General features: G+C 65.6%; 26 protein-coding genes. 21 read left to right on the top strand and 5 right to left on the bottom strand.

All coding sequences use genetic code 11. The features are described from left to right. The first annotated feature begins 40 nt into the window (after positions 1-40). Positions 41-955, top strand: coding sequence for a phosphoribosylaminoimidazolesuccinocarboxamide synthase (locus tag K410_RS0104150; RefSeq protein ID WP_028133670.1), 915 nt, complete (start codon positions 41-43; stop codon positions 953-955). A gap of 91 nt (positions 956-1046) precedes the next feature. On the opposite strand, the gene K410_RS0104145 is transcribed toward K410_RS0104150, so the two are convergent. From K410_RS0104145 to K410_RS0104135, 3 genes are all read right to left on the bottom strand, one after another. Next, a complete protein-coding gene (locus K410_RS0104145) occupies positions 1047-2132 on the bottom strand; it encodes an SbmA/BacA-like family transporter (RefSeq protein WP_028133669.1) in 1086 nt (361 codons plus the stop codon). Between the two features lie 107 nt (positions 2133-2239). Continuing rightward, a complete protein-coding gene (locus K410_RS0104140) occupies positions 2240-3733 on the bottom strand; it encodes an NAD-dependent succinate-semialdehyde dehydrogenase (RefSeq protein ID WP_028133668.1) in 1494 nt (497 codons plus the stop codon). A 188-nt stretch (positions 3734-3921) separates the two neighbouring features. Next, the gene (locus K410_RS0104135) at positions 3922-4242 is read right to left on the bottom strand and encodes a hypothetical protein (RefSeq protein WP_027572396.1); all 321 of its coding nucleotides are present in this window, start codon (positions 4240-4242) and stop codon (positions 3922-3924) included. Between the two features lie 344 nt (positions 4243-4586). Between K410_RS0104135 and K410_RS0104130 the strand changes: the two genes are divergently transcribed. Then, the gene (locus K410_RS0104130; RefSeq protein WP_028133667.1) at positions 4587-5783 is read left to right on the top strand and encodes a serine hydrolase domain-containing protein; all 1197 of its coding nucleotides are present in this window, start codon (positions 4587-4589) and stop codon (positions 5781-5783) included. A gap of 203 nt (positions 5784-5986) precedes the next feature. Then, entirely contained in the window at positions 5987-7681 is a 1695-nt protein-coding gene (locus K410_RS0104125; protein WP_028133666.1) for an AMP-binding protein, read from the top strand. A 146-nt stretch (positions 7682-7827) separates the two neighbouring features. Here the strand turns inward: K410_RS0104125 and K410_RS0104120 are convergent, their stop codons facing one another. Next, positions 7828-8829 carry an adenosine kinase gene (locus K410_RS0104120; RefSeq protein WP_028133665.1) on the bottom strand — a complete coding sequence of 334 codons (1002 nt, stop codon included), beginning with the start codon at positions 8827-8829 and terminating at the stop codon, positions 7828-7830. Between the two features lie 126 nt (positions 8830-8955). Here K410_RS0104120 and murJ point away from each other — a divergent pair, with 126 nt between their 5' ends. The 17 genes from murJ (at position 8956) to K410_RS0104035 (ending at position 24441) form a co-directional block, all read left to right on the top strand. After that, entirely contained in the window at positions 8956-10488 is a 1533-nt protein-coding gene (gene murJ, locus K410_RS0104115; protein WP_028133664.1) for a murein biosynthesis integral membrane protein MurJ, read from the top strand. 80 nt (positions 10489-10568) lie between these two features. Beyond that, positions 10569-11621 (top strand): tryptophan--tRNA ligase, encoded by a 1053-nt coding sequence (trpS, locus tag K410_RS0104110; RefSeq protein WP_028133663.1) that lies wholly within the window; start codon positions 10569-10571, stop codon positions 11619-11621. Between the two features lie 13 nt (positions 11622-11634). Then, the gene (locus K410_RS36470) at positions 11635-12030 is read left to right on the top strand and encodes a hypothetical protein (protein ID WP_049819925.1); all 396 of its coding nucleotides are present in this window, start codon (positions 11635-11637) and stop codon (positions 12028-12030) included. Positions 12031-12107: 77 nt separating this feature from the next. Beyond that, positions 12108-12602: a universal stress protein gene (locus K410_RS0104100; protein WP_028133662.1), complete on the top strand. Its 495-nt coding sequence runs from the start codon at positions 12108-12110 to the stop codon at positions 12600-12602. A 161-nt stretch (positions 12603-12763) separates the two neighbouring features. Continuing rightward, positions 12764-13333: a NifU family protein gene (locus tag K410_RS0104095; protein WP_028133661.1), complete on the top strand. Its 570-nt coding sequence runs from the start codon at positions 12764-12766 to the stop codon at positions 13331-13333. 154 nt (positions 13334-13487) lie between these two features. Then, positions 13488-14183 (top strand): tRNA (adenosine(37)-N6)-threonylcarbamoyltransferase complex dimerization subunit type 1 TsaB, encoded by a 696-nt coding sequence (gene tsaB / locus K410_RS0104090; protein ID WP_028133660.1) that lies wholly within the window; start codon positions 13488-13490, stop codon positions 14181-14183. Then, positions 14180-14665 carry a ribosomal protein S18-alanine N-acetyltransferase gene (rimI, locus tag K410_RS0104085; RefSeq protein ID WP_028133659.1) on the top strand — a complete coding sequence of 162 codons (486 nt, stop codon included), beginning with the start codon at positions 14180-14182 and terminating at the stop codon, positions 14663-14665. The genes tsaB and rimI overlap by 4 nt, the downstream gene beginning before the upstream one ends. A gap of 39 nt (positions 14666-14704) precedes the next feature. Further along, positions 14705-15160 (top strand): Fur family transcriptional regulator, encoded by a 456-nt coding sequence (locus tag K410_RS0104080; protein ID WP_028133658.1) that lies wholly within the window; start codon positions 14705-14707, stop codon positions 15158-15160. Between the two features lie 74 nt (positions 15161-15234). Further along, positions 15235-15915, top strand: coding sequence for an HAD family hydrolase (locus tag K410_RS0104075; protein ID WP_028133657.1), 681 nt, complete (start codon positions 15235-15237; stop codon positions 15913-15915). Between the two features lie 183 nt (positions 15916-16098). Beyond that, on the top strand, positions 16099-17493 hold the full coding sequence (gene miaB / locus K410_RS0104070) for a tRNA (N6-isopentenyl adenosine(37)-C2)-methylthiotransferase MiaB (protein ID WP_028133656.1): 1395 nt from the start codon (positions 16099-16101) through the stop codon (positions 17491-17493). Between the two features lie 64 nt (positions 17494-17557). After that, positions 17558-18553, top strand: coding sequence for a PhoH family protein (locus K410_RS0104065; protein WP_028133655.1), 996 nt, complete (start codon positions 17558-17560; stop codon positions 18551-18553). Positions 18554-18635: 82 nt separating this feature from the next. Then, positions 18636-19124, top strand: a complete 489-nt coding sequence (gene ybeY / locus K410_RS0104060) for an rRNA maturation RNase YbeY (RefSeq protein WP_257178984.1) — start codon at positions 18636-18638, stop codon at positions 19122-19124. 1 nt (position 19125) lies between these two features. Beyond that, a complete protein-coding gene (locus K410_RS0104055; RefSeq protein WP_028133653.1) occupies positions 19126-20244 on the top strand; it encodes a hemolysin family protein in 1119 nt (372 codons plus the stop codon). Next, entirely contained in the window at positions 20241-21854 is a 1614-nt protein-coding gene (gene lnt / locus K410_RS0104050) for an apolipoprotein N-acyltransferase (protein WP_028133652.1), read from the top strand. Before K410_RS0104055 ends, lnt begins: the two co-directional genes overlap by 4 nt. Before the next feature lie 222 nt (positions 21855-22076). Next, positions 22077-22490, top strand: a complete 414-nt coding sequence (locus tag K410_RS0104045) for a helix-turn-helix domain-containing protein (protein ID WP_028133651.1) — start codon at positions 22077-22079, stop codon at positions 22488-22490. Between the two features lie 86 nt (positions 22491-22576). Then, entirely contained in the window at positions 22577-23734 is a 1158-nt protein-coding gene (locus K410_RS0104040; protein ID WP_028133650.1) for a M20 family metallopeptidase, read from the top strand. Next, positions 23731-24441 carry a tRNA (guanine(46)-N(7))-methyltransferase TrmB gene (locus K410_RS0104035; RefSeq protein ID WP_028133649.1) on the top strand — a complete coding sequence of 237 codons (711 nt, stop codon included), beginning with the start codon at positions 23731-23733 and terminating at the stop codon, positions 24439-24441. The genes K410_RS0104040 and K410_RS0104035 overlap by 4 nt, the downstream gene beginning before the upstream one ends. Here K410_RS0104035 and K410_RS0104030 read toward each other — a convergent pair. Beyond that, entirely contained in the window at positions 24438-25520 is a 1083-nt protein-coding gene (locus K410_RS0104030) for a DUF2336 domain-containing protein (protein ID WP_028133648.1), read from the bottom strand. The two genes, K410_RS0104035 and K410_RS0104030, sit on opposite strands and share 4 nt — an antisense overlap. A 359-nt stretch (positions 25521-25879) precedes the next feature. Here K410_RS0104030 and rimP point away from each other — a divergent pair, with 359 nt between their 5' ends. Then, positions 25880-26635, top strand: coding sequence for a ribosome maturation factor RimP (rimP, locus tag K410_RS0104025; protein ID WP_028133647.1), 756 nt, complete (start codon positions 25880-25882; stop codon positions 26633-26635). Positions 26636-26637 lie beyond the last annotated feature (2 nt).

Below are 26637 nucleotides of genomic sequence, written 5' to 3'. Positions count from 1 at the left end.
GATGCTCTGCCTGAAGGCCTTGTCCGCGAAAGCTTTGCCGATGACCACCATGCTCTCCAGCGACCTGCCCCTGACCAAGATCGGACGCGGCAAGGTGCGCGATATCTACGCCGTCGACGACGACCGCCTGCTGCTCGTCACCACCGACCGCATCAGCGCCTTCGACGTGGTGATGGGCGAGACCATCCCGATGAAGGGCGCGGTGCTGACGCAGATCAGCGCGTTCTGGTTCAACGAGCTCGAGGGCGTGGTGCCGCATCACATGATCAGCGCCGACACCGACGAGATCATCGCCGCCGTGCCGGCGCTAGAACCGCACCGCGCCGAGATCCTCGGCCGCGCCATGCTGTGCAAGCGCACCACCGTATTCCCGATCGAATGCGTGATCCGCGGTTATCTCTCGGGCTCGGCTTGGAAGGAGTACGCGGCCTCAGGCACGCTCGCCGGCGAGAAGCTCAATGCCGGCCTGGTCGAGAGCGAGAAGCTGGAGCCGGCGATCTTCAGCCCGGCGACCAAGGCCGAGACCGGCCACGACGAGAACATCACCATCGCAAAGATGCGCGCAGTCGTCGGCGACGAGGTCGCCTACACGCTGGAGAGCATGACGCGCGCGATCTACACGCTCGGCGAGGAGCTGGCGCGCGAGCAGGGCATCATCATCGCCGACACCAAGTTCGAGTTCGGCCGCGACAAGGACGGCCGCATCATCCTGATCGACGAAGTCATGACGCCGGATTCGTCGCGCTTCTGGGCGGTCGATTCCTACAAGCCCGGCCAGCCGCAGGCGAGCTTCGACAAGCAGCCCTTGCGCGACTATCTCGACGTCGAGCGCCGCGCCGGCCGCTGGAACGGTGACGCCCCGCCGCCGCCGCTGCCGGCGAGCGTGGTGGAAGCGACCAGCAAGCGATATCTGGAAGCGTATCGGCGCGTGACCGGAACGGAACTGAAGATATAGCTGCTTCCACTTAGCCGTCGCGGCGCAACGCGCGTGGTCTCAAGCGTCCGGCGACACGGTGCATTGGGCTAGGATCGATCGATGCCCGGCTTCAGCGCTGGGGAGCGCGATCGGCATCCAAAGCCAGCAGCAACTCGGCAACCCGGTTGGCGGACGCCGTCCATTCCGCGAGCTTGGCATAATTGTCCGTGAACCAGTTGAAGGCGGTCTGGACAACGACGAATGCTGCCGACGCCTGAACCACTTCGCCGAGCGTCATGGTGTCGTCGAGGTACTTGGGCAGGCAAAGCAGCAGGCCGACCACCGGCGTCACCAGCAGACCCGAATAAGTGACCAACGTCATCCGCATCAATTGCCAGCAGTAGATCCGCCAGATCGCAATCACGGCTTTCAAGGCGGCGCCGACGGCGTGGCGGCTATTCATGCCGGCCTCCGGCACAACCTTGCCTTCGCGGGTCTCGCGCACATGGGTTCCGATCGCCCGCAACTCGGCTTCCATGCGCTTGTTCTCCTCGATGACCCGGGTCAGCCGCCCGGCTGTCAGCCAGATGCCGATCGCCAGCAGCGCGGAATACGCGATCACCGCGAGGACGAGGTAACCGGGAATCGCAAAAGCGATGCCGTCGAACGCGATCTCGAGGCTGCCACCGACCGACCATAGCAACCCGACGAAGGTTGCGATCGTAAGCACCGATTGAAGCAGGCCGGTGACCAGATCGATCGGGAGGTCGGTCGCAACCCTGGCGTCTTCAGCAATGCGATATTCCGGCGCCTCGTGATGTCCCTCGATGGCGCTGCGCCTCGAACCACGATCGTCCGTCAGCCAGTCGCTATAGAGGCAATTGCTCAGCCACTCGCGCCACGAACGCTGCAGGGTCATCCGCGCCCACACCGAGAACACGGTCAAAGCGATGCTCGCCACGGCCAGCGGCACAAACCGAACTGCCTGGTACAGCAGCTCAGCCTGATCCTTCCGGCCGATGGCGTTGAAGAAATCCCGGTTCCAGAAGTTCAGCCCGTACTGCGTCAGGAGTTGCAGGACGACGTTGACGATCAACGCGACCACCAAAAGCCACGCTGTCCAGGCGGTTGGTCCGCGCCAGTATCCTGAGGCGCTCTGCCAGAAGCGGCCGAGAAGTTGCTTTTCACCCAGGGCTAAAGAGGTCCTCATCAGCATGAGCTGAGCCGCAAATCCTGCGCGCGCGCCACCCCTATGGTGCCGCACGCGCCAAATTAAGCGGTCTTGCCCGAAGCCGCTTGACCTGCGTCAAGCGATGCTGGCGGCTACACCCCCGCCATCATCACGTATTTGATCTCGACATATTCTTCCATGCCGTGACGCGAGCCTTCACGGCCGAGGCCGCTTTCCTTGACGCCGCCGAACGGCGCGACCTCGGTGGTGATCAGGCCGGTGTTGACGCCGACCATGCCCGATTCCAGCGCTTCGGCGACGCGCCAGACGCGGCCGATATCGCGGGAGTAGAAATACGAGGCCAGGCCGAACGGCGAGGCGTTGCACATCGCGATGACGTCGGCCTCGTCCTTGAAGCGGATCACCGGCGCGAGCGGACCGAATGTCTCCTCCTGCGACACCAGGGAGTCCGGCTTGACGTCGGCCAGCACCGTCGGCTCGAAGAACGAGCGGCCGAGCTCGCTGCGCTTGCCGCCGGTCACGACCTTGGCACCGCGTTTCACGGCGTCGGCGATGTGGCGCTCGACCTTGTCGATCGCCTTCATGTTGATCAGCGGACCTTGCGTGATACCGCTCTCGGTGCCGTCGCCGACTTTCATCGCCGCGACCTTTGCCGACAGCTTCTTCACGAACTCGTCGTAGATCTTGTCCTGGGCGTAGATGCGGTTGGCGCAGACGCAGGTCTGGCCCATGTTGCGATATTTCGAGACGATGGCGCCCTCGACCGCGGCGTCGATGTCGGCGTCGTCGAACACCACGAAGGGCGCGTTGCCGCCGAGCTCGAGGCCAAGCCGCTTCACGCCGACTGAGGCCTGCTGGTAGAGGATCTTGCCGACCGCGGTCGAGCCGGTGAAGCCGACGAAGCGCACCGCCGGATGCTCGCACAGCACCTTGCCGATCGGCGGCGCGTCACCCGTGACGATGTTGAGCACGCCCTTGGGAATGCCGGCCTTCTCGGCCAGCACCGCGAGCGCCAGCGCCGACAGCGGCGTCTCGTTGGCGGGCTTGAGCACCACGGTGCAACCGGCCGCGAGCGCGGGGGACACCTTGCGCGTGATCATTGAGTTCGGGAAATTCCACGGCGTGATGGCGCCGCAGACGCCGATCGGCTGCTTGATCGCGAGCAGCCGCGCATCGGGCCGCTGGCTCGGAATGGTCTCGCCATAGACGCGCCTCGCTTCCTCGGCGAAGAATTCAATATAGGCAGCGCCGATATCGACCTCACCGAGCGCCTCCGAGAGCGGCTTGCCCTGCTCCGAGGTAAGGATCAGCGCGAGGTCCTCGCGGTTGGCGATGATCAGCTCGAACCATTTGCGCAGGATGTTGGAGCGCTGCTTGGCGGTGTGCTTGGCCCAGGCCGGAAACGCGCGCTGAGCGGCTTCGACCGCCTTGGTGGTCTCGTCCGCGCCGAGCTGCGGGACCTTTGCCAGCTGGACACCGGTCGCGGGATTGTTGACGGCGAATACCGGCGTGCCGACCCAGGCCCCGTCGATGTAGCAGGCCTCCTTCAGGAGCGAGGGGTCCTTCAGCCGGTCGCGTAGGGTGGCGGTGGCTTGCGGGGCGCGTGCGGCGGCGGTTGGTGTCATGGCGTACTCCCTTAGGCAATCGGACTTGGGGCGATCGGATCGGCCCGGAATATAGGGGCAAGCGGTGCCGAATGCACCGCCCCGTAACGCACATCTGCTGATAGCCAAGTCGGGAGCGGCTGGTCCTTCACCTCTTCCCAGCGAGGAGAGGTGGCCACCGCGAACGCGGAAGCCGATCCTGTCAGCGGTTACGCCGCGCCGCTCATATAAGTCTCACGGCGGCCGATCATGCGCTCCGCGGCCGCCTTGGCGTCTGCCTTCGTGGACGTCGCGCAGGTCCGGTATTCGAGATCCGGGACATGAGACGTGTCGCGGCGGCCGAACCATGACTTCGAGCCGACCGGCAGTAGCGCCAGCGCCTGCGCCAGATTGTCCACCGCGCCGAAGGAGTAGAGTGCGCCGGTGCCGGCGACGCGGACCTCGTAGATCCCAGGCGAAATCGGCGCCTCCAGGTTCTCGCCCCGTCCGGGACGGGGATAGCGCTTCCATTCGCTCCAGGTCGAAATCATCTGAGGTCCCCCTCGCCGCCCATCCACGGCCGGCAACATTTGCATCAAGTCTTATCGGCTCGTCGATCGGGCCGAGTGCTGAACGCGGCAGCTCACGAAATGTTTCAAGGGCTCGAGAACCGCGAAGCCATCGCGTGAACCCATCCAAGGTGAAGCGAGGCACGTCGATCCACCACAGATTGCAAAAGAGCGTAGGCGCTCAGCCGCGTTGTCGTCCTGCGCTAGATCAAGATCGTCAAGTCACGACATCGCGACCGGTGCAGGTCCACAGATGCGCTTGCCGCGCCGGACATCCGGGAGGACAATTGATCGCTTCCAACAATAATCAAACCCGAGGAAACGCCATGCAAAGCAAAGCTGAGATCGATGAAATCCTGCGTCAGAAAAGCGAGGCCAAGGAGATCCCCGGCGTCGTCGCCATCGCCGCCAGCGGTAACGACGTGCTGTATCAGGGCGCGTTCGGCAAGCGCGATCTGTCCAAGCCCGATCCGATGACCGCCGATAGCGTGTTCTGGATCGCCTCGATGACGAAGGCGGTGACCACGGCGGGCGCGATGCAGCTGGTCGAGCAGGGCAAGCTGTCCCTGGATGCGCCAATCGGTGAGGTATTGCCCGATCTCGCCAATCCGCAGGTGCTTGAAGGCTTCGATGCCAGGGGCGAGGCTAAGCTGCGACCGGCCAAGCGGCCGATCACGCTGCGCCAGCTCATGACCCACACCGCCGGCTTCTGCTACAATATGTGGAACGGCGATCTCGCGGTCTATCTGGACAAGCACGGCATTCCCTCCATCACCACCTGCCAGAATGCGGCGCTGAAGACCCCTGTCATGACCGACCCCGGCACGCGCTGGGAGTACGGCACCAACATCGATTTCGTCGGCAAGGCGGTGGAAGCCGTCAGCGGCAAGCGGCTGGACGCCTATTTGCGCGACAATCTGTTCAACCCGCTCGGCATGAGCGACACGGCGTTCAAGATCACCGAGAGCATGCGCAAGCGCCTCGTCGGCATGCATGCGCGCGGCGAGGACGGCCAGCTCGCATCGATTCCGTTCGAACTCGAGCAGGAGCCGGAATTCCACATGGGTGGCGGCGGCCTCTACTCGACCGCGGCGGACTACATCAAGTTCACCCAGATGATCCTCAACAAGGGACGCGGTAACGGGAACCAGGTGCTGAAGGCCGAAACCGTCGCGACGATGGGGCAGAACCACATCGGCGACCTCGCCATGGGCAAGATGACCACGGCGGCGCCGATGTACACCAACGACGTCGATCTCTATCCGGAGCAGGTGAAGAAGTGGGGCCTCAGCTTCATGATCAACACCGCCAAGACGGCGGAGGGCCGCAGCGCCGGCAGCCTCGCCTGGGCGGGCCTCGCCAACACCTATTACTGGATCGATCCTGCCCGCGACGTCACCGGCGTGATCCTGATGCAGCTGCTCCCGTTCGCCGACGCGAAATGCCTGGAGGCGTTCGCGGGATTCGAGCGTGGGGTCTATGCCGGGCTCGATGCTGCCGGAAGCGGGCAGAAGGCGGCGTGAGAAACCGCTCTCTCACCACGCATCATGGCCGGGCTTGTCCCGGCCATCCACGCCTCACCGTGCGGAACGAAGAACGTGGATGCCCGGGCCTTCGCCGCGCCGAAGCGGCTTCGGTCGCGCAGGCGGGACAAGCCCGGGCATGACGACCGAAGGCGACCGCACCGACCATTTTTTGACGAGAGGATTTCGACTTGGCTGATAATCTGGCCGATAAAGCGGATAGCTACGTTTGCGGCATCTCGGACACGCCGCTGCTCGGCGACACCATTGGTCGCAGCCTCGACCGTGCGGTCCGGCGCTGGGGTAACCGCGAGGCGCTGGTCTCGCCCAGCCACGGTGTCAGATGGACCTGGAGAGAATTCGCCGAGCGGGTCGACGCGCTCGCCGCGGGCTTTCTCGCGCTGGGGCTCGAACGCGGCGAGCGGATCGGCATCTGGTCGCTGAACCGGCCGGAATGGACGCTGACCCAGTTCGCCGCCGCCAAAGCCGGCCTGATCCTGGTGACGATCAATCCGGCCTACCGCCTCAGCGAGCTGGAATTCGCGCTGAAGAAGGTCGGCTGCGCGGCGATCGTCACCGCCACCGCGTTCAAGACCAGCAATTACATGGAGATGCTCAACACGCTGCTGCCGGAGCTGGCGGGTGCCACGCCCGGACACTTGCGAGCAGCGCGATTGCCGGCGTTGCGGATGGTGATCCAGATCGGCGGCCCGGCGGCCTCGGGCACGATCCCGTTCGAAGAGGTCGCGGGGATGGGCCGGGTTGCGCATCGCGAACGGCTTGCCCAGCTCGGCGCTGTCCTGCAATTCGATGACCCCGTCAACATCCAGTTCACCAGCGGCACCACGGGATCGCCAAAGGGCGTCACGCTGACCCACCACAACATCCTCAACAACGGCTATTTCACCGGACGCGCCATGCGCCTGACCGAACAGGACCGCATCTGCATTCCGGTGCCGCTCTATCATTGCTTCGGCATGGTGATGGGCAACCTCGCCTCGGTCACGCTCGGCGCAACCATGGTCTACCCGGGCGAGGGCTTCGATCCGCTCGCGACGCTGCGCGCGGTCGAACAGGAGAAATGCACGGCGCTGTACGGCGTGCCGACCATGTTCATCGCCGAGCTCGACCACCCCGAATTCAAGACGTTCGATTTGAAGTCGCTGCGCACCGGCATCATGGCCGGCGCGCCCTGCCCGATCGAGGTGATGAAGCGCGTTAACACCGAGATGAACATGCGTGAGGTCACCATCGCCTATGGCATGACCGAGACCAGCCCGGTCAGCTTCCAGAGCGCGACCGACGACCCGCTGGAGCGGCGCGTCTCCACCGTCGGCCGCATTCACCCGCATGTCGAGGTCAAGGTCGTCGACCTCGAAGGCCGGATCGTCAAGCGCGGCGAACGCGGCGAGCTCTGCACCCGCGGCTACAGCGTCATGCTCGGCTATTGGGAGGAGAAGGAAAAGACCGCCGACGTGCTCGATGCTAATGGCTGGATGCACACCGGTGATCTCGCGGTCATCGACGACGAGGGCTATTGCAACATCGTCGGCCGCATCAAGGATCTGGTGATCCGCGGCGGCGAGAACCTCTACCCGCGCGAGATCGAGGAGTTTCTGTACCGCCACCCCAAGATCCAGGACGTGCAGATCTTTGGCGTCGCGGACACCCGTTACGGCGAGGAGCTCTGCGCCTGGATCCGCGTCAGGCCGGGCGAGACGCTGACCGCCGAAGAGGTGCGCGCCTTCTGCGACGGTCAGATCGCCCACAACAAGATCCCGCGCTACGTCGAGTTCGTCGACGAGTTTCCGATGACCGTGACCGGCAAGATCCAGAAATTCGTGATGCGCGAGGAAGTCGAGCAGCGCCTCGGATTGAAGGCGGCGAAGACAGCGTGAGGTGCGCCGTCATTGCGAGGAGCTCTTGCGACGAAGCAATCCAGAATCTTTCCGCTGAGACAGACTGGATTACTTCGCGGAGCCTGTCATCGGGCCGCGCTTTGCGCGGACCCGGTGGCTCGCAATGACGGGGCGAGCGCGGGACCTTATCCCGTCAGCCCGCGCTGCTGCGCCAGCTCCTTCAGCGACACCAGCGGACGGGCGCCGATGTGCTGGATCACTTCGGCGGCGGCGAGCGCACCGAGCTCGCCGCACTGCTTGTAGGCCAGATTGCGCGCCAGGCCGTAGAGGAAGCCTGCGGCAAACAGATCGCCGGCGCCGGTGGTGTCGACCACCTTGTCGACCGGGAAGGCCGGCGCCGCAACGGCGTCTTCCAACGACACCACCATGCAGCCCTTCTCGCTGCGGGTGACGATGCCGAGATTGACGTCGTTGCGCAGCTGCTTCAGCGCGGCGTCGAAGTCCGAGGTCGTGTAGAGCGAATGCAGCTCGGACTCGTTGGCGAAGACGATGTCGACGGTGCCGCCCCGCATCAACGAGAGAAACTCGTCGCGATAGCGGTCGACGCAGAACGAATCCGACAGCGTCAGCGCCACCTTGCGCTTGGCATCATGGGCGATCTTGGCCGCCTTGACGAAGGCGTCCTTGGCGTTCTTGGGGTCCCAGAGATAGCCCTCGAGATAGACGATCCCGGCGCCGGCGATCTCGGCCGGGTCGATGTCGGCGGGCGACAGGTCCTGCGCCGCGCCGAGATAGGTGTTCATGGTGCGCTCGCCGTCATCCGTGACGAGGATGTAGGAGCAGCCGGTGGCGGGACCGTCCTTGGCGGCGGGGGTGTTGAAGGCGACGCCGGCAGCGCGGATGTCGTGGACATAGAGCTTGCCGATCTGGTCGTCCTTGACCTTGCCGACATAGGCGGCGCGCGCCCCCAGGCTGCCGATGCCGACGATGGTGTTGGCCGCCGAGCCGCCCGAGACCTCCGTGGCCGGCCCCATGTCCTTGTAGATGGCCGCCGCCCGCGCCTCATCGATCAGGGACATGCTGCCTTTGGCCATGCCGTGCTTGACCAGAAAAGCCTCGTCGGTCCTGACCAGCACGTCGAACAGCGCGTTGCCGATGCCGAGAACGTCATATTTCACGTCAGCCATTCACCTTGATCCTGTTTGGCGGATTGCGAACCCTGCGAAAATCCGCTTCCTGTCAGCCTGAAATCCGGCTTGCGGCCTATCACGCCCGGCCGTGCGCGAGCAAGCAACGGGATCAACTAAAGAGCAATGATCCGCTCCTTCCTGACCGTCTCGACGGGAACACTGGCCTCGCGGCTGTTGGGTTTTGCGCGCGATTCCATGATTGCCGCCCTGTTGGGCACCGGCGCCGTGGCGGACGCGTTCCTGGCAGCCTTCCAGCTCGTCAACGTGGTGCGCCGGCTGCTCAGCGAGGGGGCGCTGAACGCCGCGCTGATTCCGGCCTGGCTTCGGGTGCGCGAGCGCGATGGCGAGAAGGCCGCCGCCACATTCGCAGGACGCATGCTTGGCACGGTCAGCGCGGCCCTGGTCGCGATCTCGATCGTGATCGCGCTGGTGATGCCGCTGATCATCACGATGATCGCGCCCGGCTTTCTCGGCAGCGCGACGCTCGATCTGGCAATCGCCAACGCGCGGCTGATGCTGCCCTATCTCGCTTTTGCCGGACCCGTCACGGTGCTGATGGGCCTGCTGAACGCGCAGGGGCGATTTGCCCTCACGGCGTTCTCGCCGCTGCTGTTCAACATCGCGCTGATCGCGGCGATCGCGATGCTGCTCGTCTGGCATGCCGACGCGGGTGTCGCCGCCTGGCTGCTGGCGGCCACCGTCGGAATCGCCGGACTGCTGCAACTCGTGATGCTGCTGTCGCAGCGAAGCGCACGCCTCGCGACGCCGCTTCGCGTCAGCTTCGACAAGGAGATGCGCGCTTTCTTCGCCAAGGCCGTTCCCGGCATGATCGCAAGCTCCGGCCCGCAATGGCTGATGGTGGCCGGCGCCATCATCGCATCCGCGACGCCGTCCGCGGTATCCTGGCTCTATTTCGCCAACCGCCTGATCGAGCTGCCGCTCGGCATCGTCGGCGTCGCCATGGGCACCGTGCTGGTGCCGGAGCTGGCGCGCGCCGTCGCCAGCTCCGACAGGGACGCGGTGGTGCATGCCGAATCGCGCGCGCTGGAGCTGGCGGCCGGGCTGGCGCTGCCGGCGACGCTCGGCCTGATCGTATTGGCCGAACCGATCGTGCGGCTGCTGTTCGAGCACGGCGCTTTCAGCACCGAGGACAGCAGAGCGACCGCGCATGCGCTGACGTGGCTGGCGCTGGGCCTGCCGGCGCACGTGCTGATCAAGGCCCTGTCGCCGGCCTTCTATGCCCGCAGCGACACGATGACGCCGCTTCTCGCCACCGCGAAAGGTTTTGCGGTCGCCGTCGTGCTGGCCGTGCTGCTCGGCCATTTCTTCGGCGCGAGCGGGATCGCGGCGAGCATCGCGGCCGGCGCCTGGAGCAGCGCGCTCTCGCTGCTGCGGAAAGGTGCGGCCGAGTTCGGCTTCTCGGTGGATGCGGCCGCCCGCAGCCGGCTGCCGCGGATCGTGCTCGCGGCGGCTGCGATGGGCGCCCTGCTCTGGCTGACCACGGGCCTCGTGCCCTCGGAGGCGCACGGCCTCGTCCGCTTCGTCGTGCTGGGCCTGCAGATCGGGGCTGGCATCGCCGTCTACGGCCTGATGCTGCAGATCCTGGGGGCGGCCTCGTGGCGCGAGGCCGTCAACGCCTTGAAGCGTCCCGCCTAACGGGCCAGCTATCGAATTGCCCTTGACGGGGCAGCGCCGCTGTTGGAAACGACGGCCGAATACCTATGGGAAGGCTGACCATGCCATTCGTTGAACGGGTCTTTTCGGGCGTCCAGCCGACGGGCAATCTGCACCTCGGCAACTATCTCGGCGCGATCGTCAACTTCGTGAAGATGCAGGAAACCCACAACTGCATCTATTGCGTCGTCGACATGCACGCGATCACGCAAGGCGTCGACGTCTGGGGCGGACCCGCCGAGCTCACGCGCAACACCCGCGAGGTCACCGCGGCGTTCATCGCAGCCGGCATCGATCCCAAAAAGCACATCGTGTTCAACCAGAGCCAGGTCTCGGGCCATGCCGAGCTTGCCTGGATCTTCAATTGCGTCGCGCGCATGGGCTGGCTCGGCCGCATGACCCAGTTCAAGGAGAAGGCCGGCAAGGACCGCGAGAACGCCTCGGTCGGGCTGTTCGACTATCCCGTGCTGATGGCCGCCGACATCCTTTTGTACCGGGCCACACACGTGCCGGTCGGCGAGGACCAGAAGCAGCATCTCGAGCTCTCGCGCGACATCGCGCAGAAGTTCAACAACGACTTCGGCGATTCCATCCGCGCCCAGGGCACCAATGACGGGCTGTTCTTCCCGCTGCCGGAACCTCTGATCACGGGCCCGGCAACGCGCGTGATGAGCTTGCGCGACGGCACCAAGAAGATGTCGAAGTCCGATGCCTCGGACAATTCGCGCATCAATCTGACCGACGATGCCGACACCATCGCGCAAAAGATCCGCAAGGCGAAGACCGATCCGGAGCCGCTGCCGACTGAGGAGAAGGGTCTCGAAGCGCGCCCCGAAGCCGACAATCTCGTCGGCATCTTCGCCGCGCTGTCCGGCCGCTCCAAGGCCGACGTGCTCAGGGAGTTCGGAGCCGGCCAGTTCTCCAGCTTCAAGAACGCGCTGGCGGAGCTGTGCGTGACTAAACTGGCGCCGATCGCCGGCGAGATGAAGCGCCTCGTCGCCGACCCCGGCCATATCGACGCGATCCTCATCGACGGCTCCGACCGGGCCCGCGCGATCGCCGACGAGACCATGAAGCTCTCCAAGGACATCGTCGGCTTCATCCGCCGGCGCTAGGGGGAATGCATCGATGAGAGCGCCAGACCTTCACCAAGACGGCTGGCGTCTCGACGACGGCGAGGAGCGTCATCGCCAAGCTCCCGCAACCTTTCACATCCCAGACCTTGCCCTGCGCAAGATGCTCCGGGTGGGCGACTACGCCAAGCTGATCTTCGAAATGACCGTTGAGGGCGATGAGTACCCGGCCGTCGAACGGATGTGGGTCATCATCCGCGAACGCACGCCAGATGGCTATGTCGGCATGCTAGACAATGAACCGAATTCCATTGCCGAAAACGATCAGTTTTGGCTCGGAACCGAGCTGCCATTCGAGTATCGCCACATCATTTCGGTCAGGCCCGGCAGCGAAGAAAGCGTTGCAGCCGCGAAGGCGCCGGTGCCGATCCCCTGGGATCGTTCAGCCTGAGCCAAGATCGCCGACGCCGCTTGTCGAACGCGGCAACGGCGTGGCAGCATGCCAGCCGTGCACAATCCGGGACATGCATGACCAGCCAGCGACTTTGCTACGAGCCGGGCCACAAGCCCAAATGCCTCGTCATCGTCGATGACACCGCCGAATGGGATCGCGCGGTCTACTATGCCAGCCGTTGGGCGATTCGCGCCGGCGGCGGCGTGGTGATGCTGCGCATCGTCGAGCCAGAGCAGCAGAGCCAGGAATGGCTGGGGGTCGCCGACATCATGCGCGCCGAGGCCCAGGAAGCCGCCGAAGCCGCGCTCGACCGCGCCGCGGGCCGCGCCAACGGCATCGCCGCGATCACCCCGGAGCGGGTGATCCGCGAGGGCGCGCCGATGGAACAATTGCTCGCCGTGATCGACGAGGACCCCGACATCGCCATGCTGGTGCTCGCCGCCAATCCCGGCGCCGAAGGACCGGGCCCTCTGGTCGCGCTGCTCGCGCACGTGGTGGGGACGTTCCCGATTCCCGTGACGATCATTTCAGGCGCGCTGAGCGACGAAAGCGTGGATTCGCTGTCGTAGCCACGCCGCCTCTTACCCTCCCCCGCCAGGGGAGGGTAAGGCCAACCCACTGATTTTTATGAGCTAATATCCCACCTCCCCTTGATCGTGCGTTCACCGTCGCCATCTGCTAGGGAAGAGGCAACGCGCCGGCCTTGAACCGGCGACGTCTGGAGAAAACCATGTTCATTCAAACCGAAGCCACTCCCAATCCCGCCACGCTGAAATTCATTCCCGGCCGCGTCGTGGTCGACGGCAGCCCGGTGGAGTTTTCGAGCCGCGAGGCCGCGACGCGCTCGCCGCTGGCCGAAAAGCTGTTCGAGGTGCCCGGCGTCACCGGCGTGTTCTACGGATCGGATTTCATCACCGTGACCAAGGCGAACGGTGAATGGCAGCAGCTCAAGCCCGCGATCCTCGGCGCCATCATGGAGCACTACATGTCCGGCGCGCCGCTGCTGGCCGACGGCTCGGCGCAAGGCGATACCGATCTCGACGACGAGGACGAGTTCTTCGACGAGGCCGATGCCGAAACGGTCGACATGATCAAGGACCTGATCGAGACGCGTGTGCGGCCGGCGGTCGCCAATGACGGCGGCGACATCACCTTCCGCGGCTTCAAGGACGGCATCGTCTATCTCAGCATGAAGGGCGCCTGCTCCGGCTGCCCGTCATCGACCGCGACGCTGCAGCACGGCATCCAGAACCTGCTCAAGCACTTCGTGCCCGACGTGGTCGAAGTCCGGCCGATGTGAATTGCGCGATCTGCGCACCACGTCCTTCGTCATGCCCGGGCTTGTCCCGGGCATCCACGTTTTGAGGCTGCAAAGTCGTGGATGGCCGGGTCAAGCCCGGCCATGACGGCGAGAACCTTGGCCATCATCCAGTTGCTAATGCTATGATCAGGCCATGCTGATCCTCGCCATCGATACTGCGCTCGACGCCTGCTCCGTCGCGGTGCTCAACACCGAAGCGGCCGAGCTGCTTGCGCAGGAGCAGCTTCTGATGAAGCGCGGCCACGCCGAGGCCTTGATGCCGATGATCGCGCGCGTCATGCAATCGGCCAGTGTCGCCTTCACCACGCTCGACCGCATCGCGGTCACCGTCGGCCCCGGAAGCTTCACCGGCCTGCGCGTCGGCATTTCGGCGGCGCGCGGCCTTGCGCTCGCGGCCGCGCGGCCGGCGATCGGCCTCACCACCTTGTCGGCCTACGCTGCCGCCGTCGTCGGCCAGAGCAAATCCGCGCCGGTGATCTCCGCGATCGATGCGCGGCACGACCATGTCTATTTCCAGATCGTCGCCGACGACGGCAGCCAGCTGGTGCGGCCGCGCGTCGCTGCCATCGACGAGGCGATCGCGGCCTCGCAGTTCGGCGCGCCGCATCTGGTCGGCAATGCCGCAAATATCCTCGCCGAGCGCTGGCCGAAAGATGGCGAGCAACCGGTCGCGGTCGACACGCAGGCAGCGCCGGATATCGGCTGGGTCGCATGGCTCGGCGCGGCGGCCGATCCCGCGACAAATCCGGCGCGGCCATTCTACCTGAAGGCACCCGACGCAAAGCCCGCCGCAGCTCCGCCGTTCGCAGCACAATCTGCAACCTCATGATGAGATGGCTCTCGCAATGGTGGCGCGGCGGCACCGCCGCCGTCGAGCCCGCATCCATGCGCGACGCCGCGCGGCTGGCGCAGCTGCACGGCGCCTCCTTCGCGCACGGCTGGGGCGAAGGCGAATTCGAGGCCATGCTCAACGAGCGCAACACGCTGGTGCATCGCTTGCGCCTGGGACGCCGGACCATCGGCTTCGCAATATCCCGGATCGGGGCGGATGAAGCGGAAATCCTCTCGATCGCGGTGGACGAGGCCTATCGCGGCCGCGGCTTCTCCCGCACGCTGCTGATGACCCATCTCGGCCACCTCGCCGGGCGCGGCGTCCGCACAATATTTCTTGAGGTCGAGGAAAACAACCAGCCGGCGCGGCGGCTCTACGCCGGGTGCGGATTCATGGTGGTCGGGCGCCGCGAACGCTACTATAAGCAGCCGAACGGGGAACAATTGAACGCCCTTCTGATGCGGCGTGACTTGTCGTAACATCGGTGGCAGAAAGCGCCCCTGCCAGGCAGACAAACAATGACCGCACTGAAACCTTCTTCCGCATCCAAGGCGTCCGGCATCGAGGCGCGCTGTGCCGCCACCGGCATGCGCATGACCGAGCAGCGCCGTGTCATCGCCCGCGTGCTCGCGGAAGCGATCGACCACCCCGACGTCGAGGAATTGTACCGGCGTTGCGTCGCCGTCGACGACAAGATCTCGATCTCGACCGTGTATCGCACCGTCAAGCTGTTCGAGGATGCCGGCATCATCGAGCGCCATGACTTCCGCGAGGGCCGCGCCCGCTACGAGACGATGCGCGACAGCCATCACGACCACCTCATCAATCTGCGCGACGGCAAGGTGATCGAGTTCACCTCCGAAGAGATCGAGAAGCTCCAGGCGGAGATCGCCCGCAAGCTCGGCTACAAGCTGGTCGACCACCGGCTCGAGCTCTATTGCGTCCCGCTCGACGACGACAAGCCGACGAATTGATGCACAGTTCTTTCTGCGATCTTTCTTCACCTCTCCCGATGGGAGAGGTTGGCACCGCCCGTGCGATGAACTGAATGCCCATCGATCTCATCATCTTCGATTGCGACGGCGTGCTCGTGGACAGCGAGGTGATCTCCTGCCGGGCCCATGCCGACGTGCTGACGCGGCACGGCTATCCGATCACCTCCGAGCAGGTGTTCGACCGCTTCCTCGGCCGTTCGACCAAGCAGGCCAATCTTGAGATCGAGACCGAGCTCGGCCGCGAGCTGCCCGCGGCCTATCACGGCGATCTCCAGGACGAGCTGTTCCGCGCGTTCGAGGCCGACCTCGAGGCAATCCGAGGTATCCATGACGTGCTCGATGTCGTCACGCAACGCGTCTGCGTCGCATCGAGCGGCTCGCACCAACGCATGCGCGTGAGCCTCGGGAGCACCGGCCTCTACGAGCGCCTCGCGCCGAACATCTTCTCCGCCTCGCAAGTGAAGAACGGCAAGCCTGCGCCGGACCTGTTCCTGTTCGCGGCCAGGGAAATGGGCGTGCCGCCCGAGCGCTGCGTCGTGATCGAGGACAGCCTGGCCGGGATAGCCGGCGCCCGGGCGGCCGGCATGACGGTGTTCGGCTTTTACGGGGGCAGCCATTGCCGCGACGGCTATGCCGAAACGCTGCGCGAGGCCGGCGCCGACCTGCTCTTCGCCGACATGCATCAGCTGCCGGAGCTGGTTCGGCGGGTCGAGGCCGACGCTTTGGCGGGCTGATTCTTGCAGTCGTTCCGGGGCGATGCACAGCATCGAACCCGGAATCTCGCGCGAAAACCCTCGGGATTCCGGGTTCGCGACTGCGTCGCGCCCCGGAGTGACGGTTTGGAGGGCCCCATTCGCTGGATTTTCGGCGCTCCAGCCTATATGTGAAGGCCGTCCCCACCGCCATTTTCGGGTTCCATGACGCCGCCGCGCAAGCTGCACATCAAATCATATGGCTGCCAGATGAACGTCTACGATGCCCAGCGCATGGTGGACACGCTGGCTCCGGAGGGATTCGTGGAGACCGCGAGCGCCGAGGAGGCCGATCTCGTCATCCTCAACACCTGCCATATCCGCGAAAAGGCGTCCGAGAAGGTCTATTCGGAGCTCGGGCGGCTGCGCGTCGCCAAGGACGAGGCCGCGCGCGGCGGCCGCGCGATGCAGATCGCGGTCGCCGGCTGCGTGGCGCAGGCCGAGGGCGAGGAGATCGTGCGCCGCGCGCCGGTCGTGGATGTCGTGGTGGGGCCGCAGAGCTATCATCATCTGCCCGAGCTCTTGAAGCGCGCCGGCAACGAAGGCCGCGCGATCGAGACCGAATTTCCGGCCGCCGACAAGTTCGGCTTCCTGGCCCAGCCGAAGCCCGACGCCATCCGGGCGCGCGGCATTTCCGCGTTCGTCACGGTGCAGGAAGGCTGCGACAAGTTCTGCACCTTCTGCGTCGTCCCCTATACCCGCGGTGCCGAAGTCTCGCGCCCCGTCGCCAAGATCGTCGACGACGTGAAGCGGCTCGCCGACAACGGCGTGCGCGAGCTCACGCTGATCGGGCAGAACGTCAACGCCTATCACGGCGAGGGGCCCGACGGAAAAACCTGGCCGCTCGGCCGATTGCTCGAACATCTGGCCAAAATTCCCGGCATCGCGCGGCTGCGCTACTCCACCAGCCACCCCCGCGACGTCGACGACAGCCTGATTGCGGCCCATCGCGATCTCGGTGCCCTGATGCCGTTCGTGCACCTGCCGGTGCAGTCGGGCTCGGACCGGATTCTGGCGGCCATGAACCGCAAGCATACCGCCGCTGATTACCTCGGGGTCGTCGACCGTTTCCGCACCGCGCGCCAAGACATTGCTTTTTCATCAGATTTTATCGTCGGCTTCCCCGGCGAGAGCGAGCAAGATTTTCTCGCCACCCTCGCGCTTGTCACGCAAATCGGCTACGCTGCGGCTTATTCGTTCAAATATTCCGCCCGGCCGGGAACGCCGGCCGCGGACATGCAGGAGACGGTGTCCCCCGCCGAGATGGACCAGCGATTGGAGCGGCTCCAGGAACTGATCGACAGCCAGCAATCGGCCTTCAACAAGGCCGCGATTGGCTCAACGGTCGACGTGCTGTTCGAGCGTCCGGCGCGCAAGGACGGCCAGATCGTCGGCCGCACCGCCTTCCTCCAGCCCGCTCATGTGATGGCCTCGCCCGATATCATCGGACAGATCCTGCCCGTGCGGATCGACAGCCTCGAGCGCTACAGCTTTCTCGGCGAGCTCGCCGTTCCGCCCAGAGCGGGCGAGCCCGCTTTATCGCAAGCCAGTGGAGCCTGAACCCTTGCCAAAAAGCGCATCGGATTCGTCTTCGTTCGCTCCCAGCCGCAAATTTGACCGCGACATGCAAGTTCCGCCCGAGACCCAGGTCGTCATCGACTTCGACGACAACCGCGCCGCTTCCGCGCTGGTCGGCCCTTACGGCCAGCATCTGGCGCAACTCGAGCGGCGGCTCGGCGTCGTGGTCGATTCCAAGGGCAACCACATCACGATCGGCGGCACCCGCGACGGCTGCGATGCCGCGCGCCGCGTGCTGGAGATGCTCTACGCGCAAGCCGTGAAGGGACAGGATCTCGACCAGGGCGAGGTCGAAGGCGCGATCCGCGCCGTGATCGCCCAGGGATCGCTGTTCGAGTTCGACGCCAAGTCGGCCAAATCGGCCTTCGACAGCATCAACTTGCGCAAGCGCCCGGTGCGCGCGCGCACCGCCGCGCAGGACTCCTACATCCGCGCGCTGAAGCGCCACGAGCTGGTGTTCGGCATCGGCCCGGCCGGCACCGGCAAGACCTGGCTCGCGGTGGCGCATGCCGCGCAGCTGTTCGAGCGCAAGGAGGTCGACAAGATCATCCTGTCGCGTCCGGCGGTGGAAGCCGGCGAGCGGCTCGGCTTCCTGCCGGGCGATCTCCGCGAGAAGGTCGATCCTTATCTTCGCCCGATCTACGATGCGCTCTACGACCTCATGGATGCGCGCATCGTCGAGCGTGCGCTACAGACCGGCGAGATCGAGATTGCGCCGCTCGCCTTCATGCGCGGCCGCACCCTCACCAACGCCGCCATCATCCTGGACGAGGCGCAGAACACCACGTCGATGCAGATGAAGATGTTCCTGACCCGTCTCGGCGAGAACAGCCGCATGATCGTCACAGGCGATCCGTCGCAGATCGATCTGCCGAACGGCCAGACCTCGGGCCTCGCCGAAGCGACTCGCCTGTTGAACGGCGTCGAGGGCATTGCCCAAGTTCATTTCAAGGCCGAGGACGTGATCCGCCACGAACTCGTGGCGCGGATCGTTGCCGCCTACGAAGGTTCGCCGCAGCGGCCGGCCACCGGCCAATCCTGACGAGGCAACAGCTGGACCCCGGAGGGCGCGGACATTGCGCCTTTTCGTCCCAGACAACATGATGTCCCATCCCAACCTTCCCATGACCGAAGTCCTCGTCGTCGCCGATTGCTGGCAGCACGAGCCCGATTCCGAAGCCGTGATCCAGCGCGCGGTTGCGGCCGCCGCCGAAAGCGTCGACGAAGACGTTGCCGACGCCGAAGTGGCGGTGATGCTGACCGATGACGCCGGCATCCGCACCCTCAACAGCAACTGGCGGGGCATCGACAAGCCGACCAACGTGCTGTCGTTTCCCGCACTTCAGCCGGAGGGCGAGTGGAAGCCGGGCGATGCGCCGCGCATGCTCGGCGACATCGCGATCGCCTACGAGACCATGCGGCGCGAGGCGGACGAGGAACAAAAGCCGTTCGATCACCATTTGAGCCATCTCGCCGTGCATGGTTTCCTGCACCTGATCGGCTACGATCACGAGAACGACGGCGACGCCGAGGAGATGGAAGCGCTGGAGACCCAGATCCTGGCGCAGCTTGGAATTCCCGATCCCTATGCAGACCGCGCGGGGACGCACTGAGATGCCCGATTCCGACCCGGTTCAGGACAACCCGCGCAACACGGCGAACCTGCCGGCCGTGGTGACGCCGGGCGAGGTGATGCGCCCGGCCGCCGATGGCTGGCTGCTGCGCGCCATCCGCACGCTGTTCGGCTGGAAGGCGGGATCGGTGCGCGACGACCTCCAGGTCGTGCTCGATGCGACGACGCCCGGCGATTCCGGCTTCTCCGCGGTCGAGCGCACCATGCTGCGCAACATCCTCGGCCTGCACGAGCGCCGCATCGCCGATGTGATGGTGCACCGCGCCGACGTCGTCGCGGTGAAGCGGGATATCCCGCTCGGCGAGTTGATGGACCGCTTCGAGAGCGCCGGCCATTCGCGCCTCGTGGTCTACAACGAGACGCTCGACGATCCCGTCGGCATCGTCCACATCCGCGACCTGCTCGCCTTCATGACCGCGCGCGCCCGCGTGTCGGAAACCACCAAGACCAAGCGCAAGAAGCCGCTGCCGGCCGGGCTCGACCTGCGCGCCGTCGATCTCGCGATGCCGCTCGAGGAAGCCCACATCATCCGCAAGCTGCTCTACGTGCCGCCGTCGATGCGGGCGATCGACCTGCTCGCGCAGATGCAGGCCACGCGCATCCACCTCGCGCTGGTGGTCGACGAATATGGCGGCAGCGACGGGCTGGTGTCGCTCGAGGACATCGTCGAGCAGATCGTCGGCGAGATCGACGACGAGCACGATAGCGACGAGCCGCCTTCGATCGTGCGCCTGCCCGACAACGCCTTCATCGCCGACGCCCGCGCCAGCCTCGACGACGTTCGCTCGGTGATCGGCGAGGATTTCGTCACCGGCGAAGCCGGCGAGGAGGTGGAGACGCTGGGCGGCTATCTCGTCAGCTTCGTCGGGCGCCTGCCGGTGCGCGGCGAGGTGATCTCGGGCCCCGGCACCTACGAGGTCGAGGTGCTCGATGCCGATCCGCGCCGCGTCAAGCGGCTGCGCATCTCGACGCGAAAGGAGCGTCCCGCGCCGCGGACCCAGCGCGAGAGAAACCGCCGCGAGGCCGCGCCGGACAGCAGCCAGCCGCCGGCCGGCGACACGCCCAGCCCGCCGCCGAGCGACGGGACCAGCCAGCAGTGAGTCCGTTCCAGCGACTTCGGCAAATCGCGCTTGCCATCATCCTCGCCTGGGGATGGAAGCGTGCGGTCATCGCCATGGGGTGCGGAGCGCTGTCGGTGCTGGCACTGGCGCCGTTCAACCTCTTCCCCGTGCTGTTCATCACCTTCCCGGTGCTGGTCTGGCTGATCGACGGCGCCGGCGCCGGCCGATATGGCGGCATCCCCGCCGCCGCGTTGACCGGCTATTGGTTCGGGCTCGGCTATTTCGTGCCCGGGCTCTACTGGATCGGCTACGCCTTCTTCGTCGACGCCGATATATTCGCCTGGCTGACGCCGTTCGCCGTGCTCGGCCTGCCGGCCTATCTGTCCATCTTCACGGCGATCGGCTTTGCGCTGGCGCGCCTGCTCTGGACCAAGAACGCCACGCGCGTGCTTGCGCTCGCAGCAAGCCTCACCGTCAGCGAGTGGCTGCGCGGCCACGCGCTGACCGGCTTCCCCTGGAACGCGTTCGGCTATGCATTGTCCGAGCCGCTGCCGCTGGCGCAGACGGCGTCGCTGATCGGCCTGTGGGGCATGACGTTCCTGGCGGTTGCGATCTTCGCGAGCCCGGCGACGCTGATCGACCGCACGCCCGATCGCCGCCTGCCATGGCGCGTGCCGGCGGCGGCCATTGGGCTCCTGCTTGTGATGAGCATTTTCGGCGCGATCCGCCTGTCGCTGCATCCGACCACGATGGTCGCGGGCGCCAAGCTGCGCCTGATGCAGCCGAACCTGCAGCAGGACGCGAAGTTCAACTACGCCGCCAAGACGGAGGTGATGAAGAAATATCTGGCGCTGTCGGACCGCGCCTCTGGCCCGCAATCGACCGGCGTGCGCGATGCCACCATCCTGATCTGGCCGGAATCCGCCTTTCCGTTCTTCCTGACCCGCGAAGCCGACGCGATGGCGCAGATCGCCGATCTTCTTCCGAAAGGCACCGTGCTGATCACGGGCTCGGTCCGCGCGCCCGACCTGCCGCCCGGCAAGCCGATCACGCGTGCCTACAATTCGATCTATGTCATCGACCACGACGGCAGCGTGCTGGCCGTGTACGATAAGTTGCATCTGGTGCCGTTCGGCGAATTTCTGCCCTACCAGTCGTTGATGGAGAAGCTCGGATTCGAGCAACTGACGCGTGTGCGCGGCGGCTTCATTCCCGGCACGGTACGGCATGCGCTGCAGGTCCCCGGCGCCCCGCCCGCGCTGCCGCTGATCTGTTACGAAGCGATCTTTCCCGGCGAAGTGGCCGGTCGCAGCGAACGTCCCGGCTGGATCGTGAACCTCACCAATGACGGCTGGTTCGGCATCTCGACCGGCCCCTATCAGCATCTGGAGCAGTCGCGCATGCGCGCGATCGAACTCGGATTGCCGCTGGTCCGCTCCGCCAATACCGGCATCTCCGCAGTGATCGATCCGGTGGGCCGCACCGTTTCCAGCCTCGGACTCGGAATCGAGGGCATTTTGGATGCAAATCTGCCCGCCGCGATCCCGCCGACCGTCTACGCGCGGGTGGGCGATGCGCCCGCAGCCATGCTCGTCGCGCTGGCCGTGCTTCTGGCCCTCCGCCGACGCGTCAGCAAGCGGCAGAGCTGATCGCGCCATCGCCGCGGAGGTAGCCGGAAACTTTTGACAACCGTAGTCCCACGGTTGACAGACTGCATGCGGGCTCCCCATTCTGCCCCGGCTGCAAAAGACAGCGGTGCGTTGCTAAATTTCTCCGCAATGTTTCCCAATAACAGGGTTTGATTTGGCGTTGCTTGCACCTGAAGCACTGCGATTGATTGCGCTGAAGGTGGTGTTTGGAGGGCTGAGGAAATGTCGAAAGCGCCCAACCCTGTTGACAAATATGTCGGCAGTCGCGTGCGTATGCGCCGCATCATGTTGGGCATGAGTCAGGAAAAGCTCGGTGACGCTTTGGGCCTGACTTTCCAGCAGATCCAGAAATACGAGAAGGGCACCAACCGGGTCGGTGCGAGCCGCATCCAGCAGATCGCCGAAATTCTGCAGGTACCGGTGTCGTTTCTGTTCGAGGGCGGTCCGAGCGGCGTGCCGGGGCCGGATGGCTTCAGCGAAGGCGCCTCGCCCTCTTACGTCTCGGATTTTCTCGCGACTTCCGAAGGCCTGGCCTTGACCAAGGCGTTCACGCGAATCACCGATTCGAAGATGCGCCGCTCGATCGTCGATCTCGTCGAGCAGATCGCGGCCCGGGAAGGTCCCGACAAGCGCTGACGCGCCGTCTCGATGGCGATTTGAGACCGCGTGAAATCTGGCCTATGTCGTCATTTGTGGCCGCGCTTCGTCGTGCGTCCGCTTCGATGATGCGATTCAAGGGCACAGATGCAGTCATGGCCAGCACCAATTGGTTCGATTCCCAAACTATCCTCGACGGCATCCGCCGCTGGGTCGAGATCGAGACGCCGACGGAAGCGCCTGAGCAGGTCAACAAGCTGGTCTCCGTCGTCACGGAGCAATATCGCGACTTGCCCGTCACGCTCGAGCGCGTCGCCGGTGTCGGCGGCTGCGGAGACCATCTCCTGGCGCGTTCGACCTGGGGCCAGGACCAGCCGGGCATTCTGGTGCTGAGCCACCTCGATACGGTCCATCCCATGGGATTCATCGAGCGCCTGCCGTTCAAGGTCGAAGGCGACGTCGCCTTCGGCCCCGGCATCTACGACATGAAGGGTGGCGCCTACATCGCCCATCACGCGTTTGGCGCGCTGTGTGCGACGGCCGATCGCTCGCCGCTCGGCATCACGCACCTCTTCACCTCGGACGAGGAGATCGGCAGCCCGACCTCGCGCGCGCTGATCGAGCAGGAAGGACGCAAGGCCAGATACGTGCTGGTGACGGAGCCGGCGCGCGACGGCGGCAAGATCGTCACCGGACGCAAGGGCGTCGGACGCTTCCGCGTGTTCGTCAAGGGCGTGCCGGCGCATGCCGGCTCGCGGCCCGAAGACGGCCGCAGCGCCGTCCGCGAGCTCGCCAACGTCATCCTGGCGCTGGAAGGGATGAACGACCTCGCGCGTGGCGTCTCCGTCAATGTCGGCGTGGTGCGCGGCGGCACGCGCCCCAACGTCACGCCGGAAGAAGCCTATGCCGAAGTCGACCTGCGCGTGCTGAGCCTCGCGGACGCTGACGAGTTCGTCGGCAGGATCCTCGCGCTGACCTCGAAAACCGACGGCGTCACCGTCACCGTCACGGGCGAGCTCAACCGTCCGCCCTACGAGAAGAGCAATGCGGGCGCCGCGCTGTTCGAGCACGCGAAGACGCTCGCCGGCGAGATCGGCTTCGAGCTGATCGATACGCACACCGGTGGCGGCTCGGACGGCAATTTCACCGCCCCGCATACCGCAACGCTGGACGGGCTCGGCGTCGACGGCAAGGGCGCGCACACCCATTATGAGCAGCTCTACGTCTCCTCGCTTGCGCCGCGCGCGCGGCTGCTCCATCGCCTGTATCAGACGCTGCGATGAGCGAACGCAAATCAGAACCCGATCGCGACGACAGCGAGCGCGCCTTCTTCGGGCGCCGCAAGGGCCACAAGCTCAGGCAGCACCAGGCCGAGCTGGTCGATCATCTGCTGCCGCATCTTGCGCTCGACATCCACAGTGAGACGCCGGCGGACGCCCGCGAGATCTTTGGCCCCGGGACCGACGATGTGCGGCTCGAGATCGGCTTCGGCGGCGGCGAGCATCTTGCGGCCGAGGCGCAGAAATTCGCCACGACCGGCTTCATCGGCTGCGAGCCCTACGTCAACGGCATGGCGAAGATCCTCGCGCAGATCGAGGCCGCCAATATCGGCAACATCTGCCTTTTCGCGGGCGATGCCGCCGAGCTGCTGGCCTGGTTGCCCGAGGCATCGCTGTCGCGGATCGACCTGATCCACCCCGATCCCTGGCCGAAGCGGCGGCACTGGAAGCGGCGCTTCGTCCAGGACCGCACCATCGCGGCGATGGCGCGCGTGCTCAGGAGCGGCGGCGAATTCCGCTTCGTCTGCGATATCGACGATTACTGCGCCTGGACGCTGTCGCACCTTGCGCGCTCGCAGGACTTCGTCTGGCTTGCCGAACGCGCCGACGACTTCAGGCGGCCCTGGGCCGGCTACACCATGACGCGCTACGGCCGCAAGGCCGCGCGCGAAGGCCGCAAGGCGGCTTACTTGCGGTTCAAGCGAGTTTAGATCGTCTGCCGGTTGCGCCAGAAATTCACGACGCGCTCGGCGGTCGTCGGCATCAGGCGGGTGAAGTTCGCGCGCGCGGCCTCGATGTCGGCATCGGCCGGAATGCGATGCGGACCGTACCAAAGCAGGATGAGCGCGCGCACCGTGGGCCAGCCCAGATTCAGCACGCGGCCGAGGATGAGAATCGGATCGTAGCGGTCGCCTGAGATCAGGCGGTCGAGAACCGAGAGGCGGACGCCGGACATCGCCGAGAGCGTTGCGATCGATTCCTCGTATTTGTTCGCCTTGGCGAAGCCGAGCAGCGCGCTTTCGCCGAGATGGCCCTCGCGGTGCAGGGAGAGCACTGTGCGCTGGGCCGCCGAGAAATCCCGCCGGGGTCCGGGCGGCAGCGCGGCTTCCTCGATCGCCGCTATCGCGCGCTTGATCTCGGCCTGGCGCGCGGGATTGACCACGGTGGAAAGCCGCCGGCGGATGACGTCGAGCGTGCCACCGAGAAGCTCTTTCAGGTTCTCGCCCGAAAGGTCGTCGCGCTGGCCGATCTTGAGCGTCAGCACGCCGTCCCGCGCCGCGCGCTTGATCATCTGGGAATAGCTGCCGGGCGAGAACGCCGCGCCGGCATTGCCGGCGGCGCGACGCACCACGTCGCGATCGCCGCGCTCGACCAGCACATCGGTGATTGCAGGCGACAATGTCGGGCGTTCCGTCATCGCCAGCAGATGGCCTTGGCCCTTCAGGCGCGCGATCTCGACCAGGGCGGTGTCATCGAGCACCGGCGAGCGGCGCAGCACGGGGCCTGCCACCATGATCTCGTTTTCGCGCGCGAGTTGGTTGATGAGGTGCGGCGGCGCGTTGTTCAAATGCGAGAAGCGCTCGGCGAGGTCGGCGCGCGAGGCAAGCTCCGCATGCGGCACGAGATCGATCAGGAGATTGTCGAAGAGATCGATGAGCTCGGGACGAAGATTGGCGGAATCCTGGAAGAACAATTCGGAGATGGCGCGCGCAATCTCGCCGCGCCGCCGCGGATCGCCGCGTTTGACGATATCGTCCAGTCCGGGAATGAGCGACGTGGCAACGGTCATGAAAACGCAACTCGATCAGGGCACGCCGCGGGTGCGCCCTTGGTCCAAGCCGCCCCACAATCGGGGAATTTAGCCGCCCCGGGTGAAGGAAGCGTTGCCGCAGGCGGGGCGCGGAACGGCGCAAAAAGGCCCCGTTCCCCCGCAATGGGCCTTGTCCGGGCGGCGGGAAAGCGCTATATCAGCGCCAATTCATCTTCTCATACGATCCGCGTAGTGAGAGTGGGCCCGAAAGGACCCGCTCTTTTTTATTACCTGAACGCGGCGTGGCGGAAGATGCGGCCCGACCCGTGTCGGGGAAATTCCGAAGCGGGCTTTGGCATCTTAACCAAGCCTTAACCATCGAGCGCCTGACCCTGGACATGACCGAACCGAATACTGGTTCCACGGACGCCGAATTGCTGGCCGAGCCGAGACTCGTGGTCGAGCCGGGCGTGGCGGCACGGGTGTCCGCGGTCGCAGCGCCGGTGCTGGAAGGCATGGGATATCGCTTGGTCCGGATCCGCATTTCCGGCGAGGCCGGCTGCACCGTGCAGATCATGGCCGAGCGGCCGGACGGCTCGATGCAGCTCGAAGATTGCGAGGCGATCTCGCGGGCGCTCTCCCCCGTGCTCGATGTCGCCGACCCCATCGATCGCGCCTATCGGCTGGAAATTTCATCGCCGGGGATCGACCGTCCGCTGGTCCGCCGCTCCGATTTCGAGCGCTATGGCGGCCATCTGGTGAAGATCGAGATGGCGGTCGCGCACGAGGGACGCAAGCGGTTCCGGGGCACGCTCGGCGCCGTCGAAGGCGACCGCGTGCATCTGCGTCGCGACGACGTCAAGCCGGGCGACAATGCCGACGTGCTCCTGACCATGGAGGATATCGGCGAGGCCCGGCTGGTGCTGACCGACGAGCTGATCGCCGAATCCATGCGCCGCGGCAAGGCCGAGGAGCGCAAGATGCGCAGGGATCTCGGCCTGGAGCCGCCGGCTCCCCCGCACGCCGAGATCAGCGCGAAGATCACCAAGAACACCAAGCCGAAAAAGAAGCCGGCTCCGACCAACACGAAGAAACATCGCCTTGCCGCCGAACGCGCGCGGCGCGGCGAGACCGATCCTGACCAAGGAGACTAGCC

Source organism: Bradyrhizobium sp. 22, from assembly GCF_000482425.1.
Taxonomy (GTDB): Bacteria; Pseudomonadota; Alphaproteobacteria; order Rhizobiales; family Xanthobacteraceae; genus Bradyrhizobium; species Bradyrhizobium japonicum_B.
The sequence above is the reverse complement of the archived record's forward strand: the minus strand, read 5'-3'. Positions and strand labels throughout refer to the sequence as shown.

Bases quoted from the DNA above. Each gene is read 5' to 3' on its own strand.
- K410_RS0104150 (WP_028133670.1), top strand. From the start codon at position 41: ATGACCACCATGCTCTCCAGCGACCTGCCCCTGACCAAGATCGGACGC.
- K410_RS0104145 (WP_028133669.1), bottom strand. From the start codon at position 2,132: ATGCTGATGAGGACCTCTTTAGCCCTGGGTGAAAAGCAACTTCTCGGC.
- K410_RS0104140 (WP_028133668.1), bottom strand. From the start codon at position 3,733: ATGACACCAACCGCCGCCGCACGCGCCCCGCAAGCCACCGCCACCCTA.
- K410_RS0104135 (WP_027572396.1), bottom strand. From the start codon at position 4,242: ATGATTTCGACCTGGAGCGAATGGAAGCGCTATCCCCGTCCCGGACGG.
- K410_RS0104130 (WP_028133667.1), top strand. From the start codon at position 4,587: ATGCAAAGCAAAGCTGAGATCGATGAAATCCTGCGTCAGAAAAGCGAG.
- K410_RS0104120 (WP_028133665.1), bottom strand. From the start codon at position 8,829: ATGGCTGACGTGAAATATGACGTTCTCGGCATCGGCAACGCGCTGTTC.
- murJ (WP_028133664.1), top strand. From the start codon at position 8,956: ATGATCCGCTCCTTCCTGACCGTCTCGACGGGAACACTGGCCTCGCGG.
- trpS (WP_028133663.1), top strand. From the start codon at position 10,569: ATGCCATTCGTTGAACGGGTCTTTTCGGGCGTCCAGCCGACGGGCAAT.
- K410_RS36470 (WP_049819925.1), top strand. From the start codon at position 11,635: ATGAGAGCGCCAGACCTTCACCAAGACGGCTGGCGTCTCGACGACGGC.
- K410_RS0104100 (WP_028133662.1), top strand. From the start codon at position 12,108: ATGACCAGCCAGCGACTTTGCTACGAGCCGGGCCACAAGCCCAAATGC.
- K410_RS0104095 (WP_028133661.1), top strand. From the start codon at position 12,764: ATGTTCATTCAAACCGAAGCCACTCCCAATCCCGCCACGCTGAAATTC.
- tsaB (WP_028133660.1), top strand. From the start codon at position 13,488: ATGCTGATCCTCGCCATCGATACTGCGCTCGACGCCTGCTCCGTCGCG.
- rimI (WP_028133659.1), top strand. From the start codon at position 14,180: ATGATGAGATGGCTCTCGCAATGGTGGCGCGGCGGCACCGCCGCCGTC.
- K410_RS0104080 (WP_028133658.1), top strand. From the start codon at position 14,705: ATGACCGCACTGAAACCTTCTTCCGCATCCAAGGCGTCCGGCATCGAG.
- K410_RS0104075 (WP_028133657.1), top strand. From the start codon at position 15,235: ATGCCCATCGATCTCATCATCTTCGATTGCGACGGCGTGCTCGTGGAC.
- miaB (WP_028133656.1), top strand. From the start codon at position 16,099: ATGACGCCGCCGCGCAAGCTGCACATCAAATCATATGGCTGCCAGATG.
- K410_RS0104065 (WP_028133655.1), top strand. From the start codon at position 17,558: ATGCAAGTTCCGCCCGAGACCCAGGTCGTCATCGACTTCGACGACAAC.
- ybeY (WP_257178984.1), top strand. From the start codon at position 18,636: ATGACCGAAGTCCTCGTCGTCGCCGATTGCTGGCAGCACGAGCCCGAT.
- K410_RS0104055 (WP_028133653.1), top strand. From the start codon at position 19,126: ATGCCCGATTCCGACCCGGTTCAGGACAACCCGCGCAACACGGCGAAC.
- K410_RS0104045 (WP_028133651.1), top strand. From the start codon at position 22,077: ATGTCGAAAGCGCCCAACCCTGTTGACAAATATGTCGGCAGTCGCGTG.
- K410_RS0104040 (WP_028133650.1), top strand. From the start codon at position 22,577: ATGATGCGATTCAAGGGCACAGATGCAGTCATGGCCAGCACCAATTGG.
- K410_RS0104035 (WP_028133649.1), top strand. From the start codon at position 23,731: ATGAGCGAACGCAAATCAGAACCCGATCGCGACGACAGCGAGCGCGCC.
- K410_RS0104030 (WP_028133648.1), bottom strand. From the start codon at position 25,520: ATGACCGTTGCCACGTCGCTCATTCCCGGACTGGACGATATCGTCAAA.
- rimP (WP_028133647.1), top strand. From the start codon at position 25,880: ATGACCGAACCGAATACTGGTTCCACGGACGCCGAATTGCTGGCCGAG.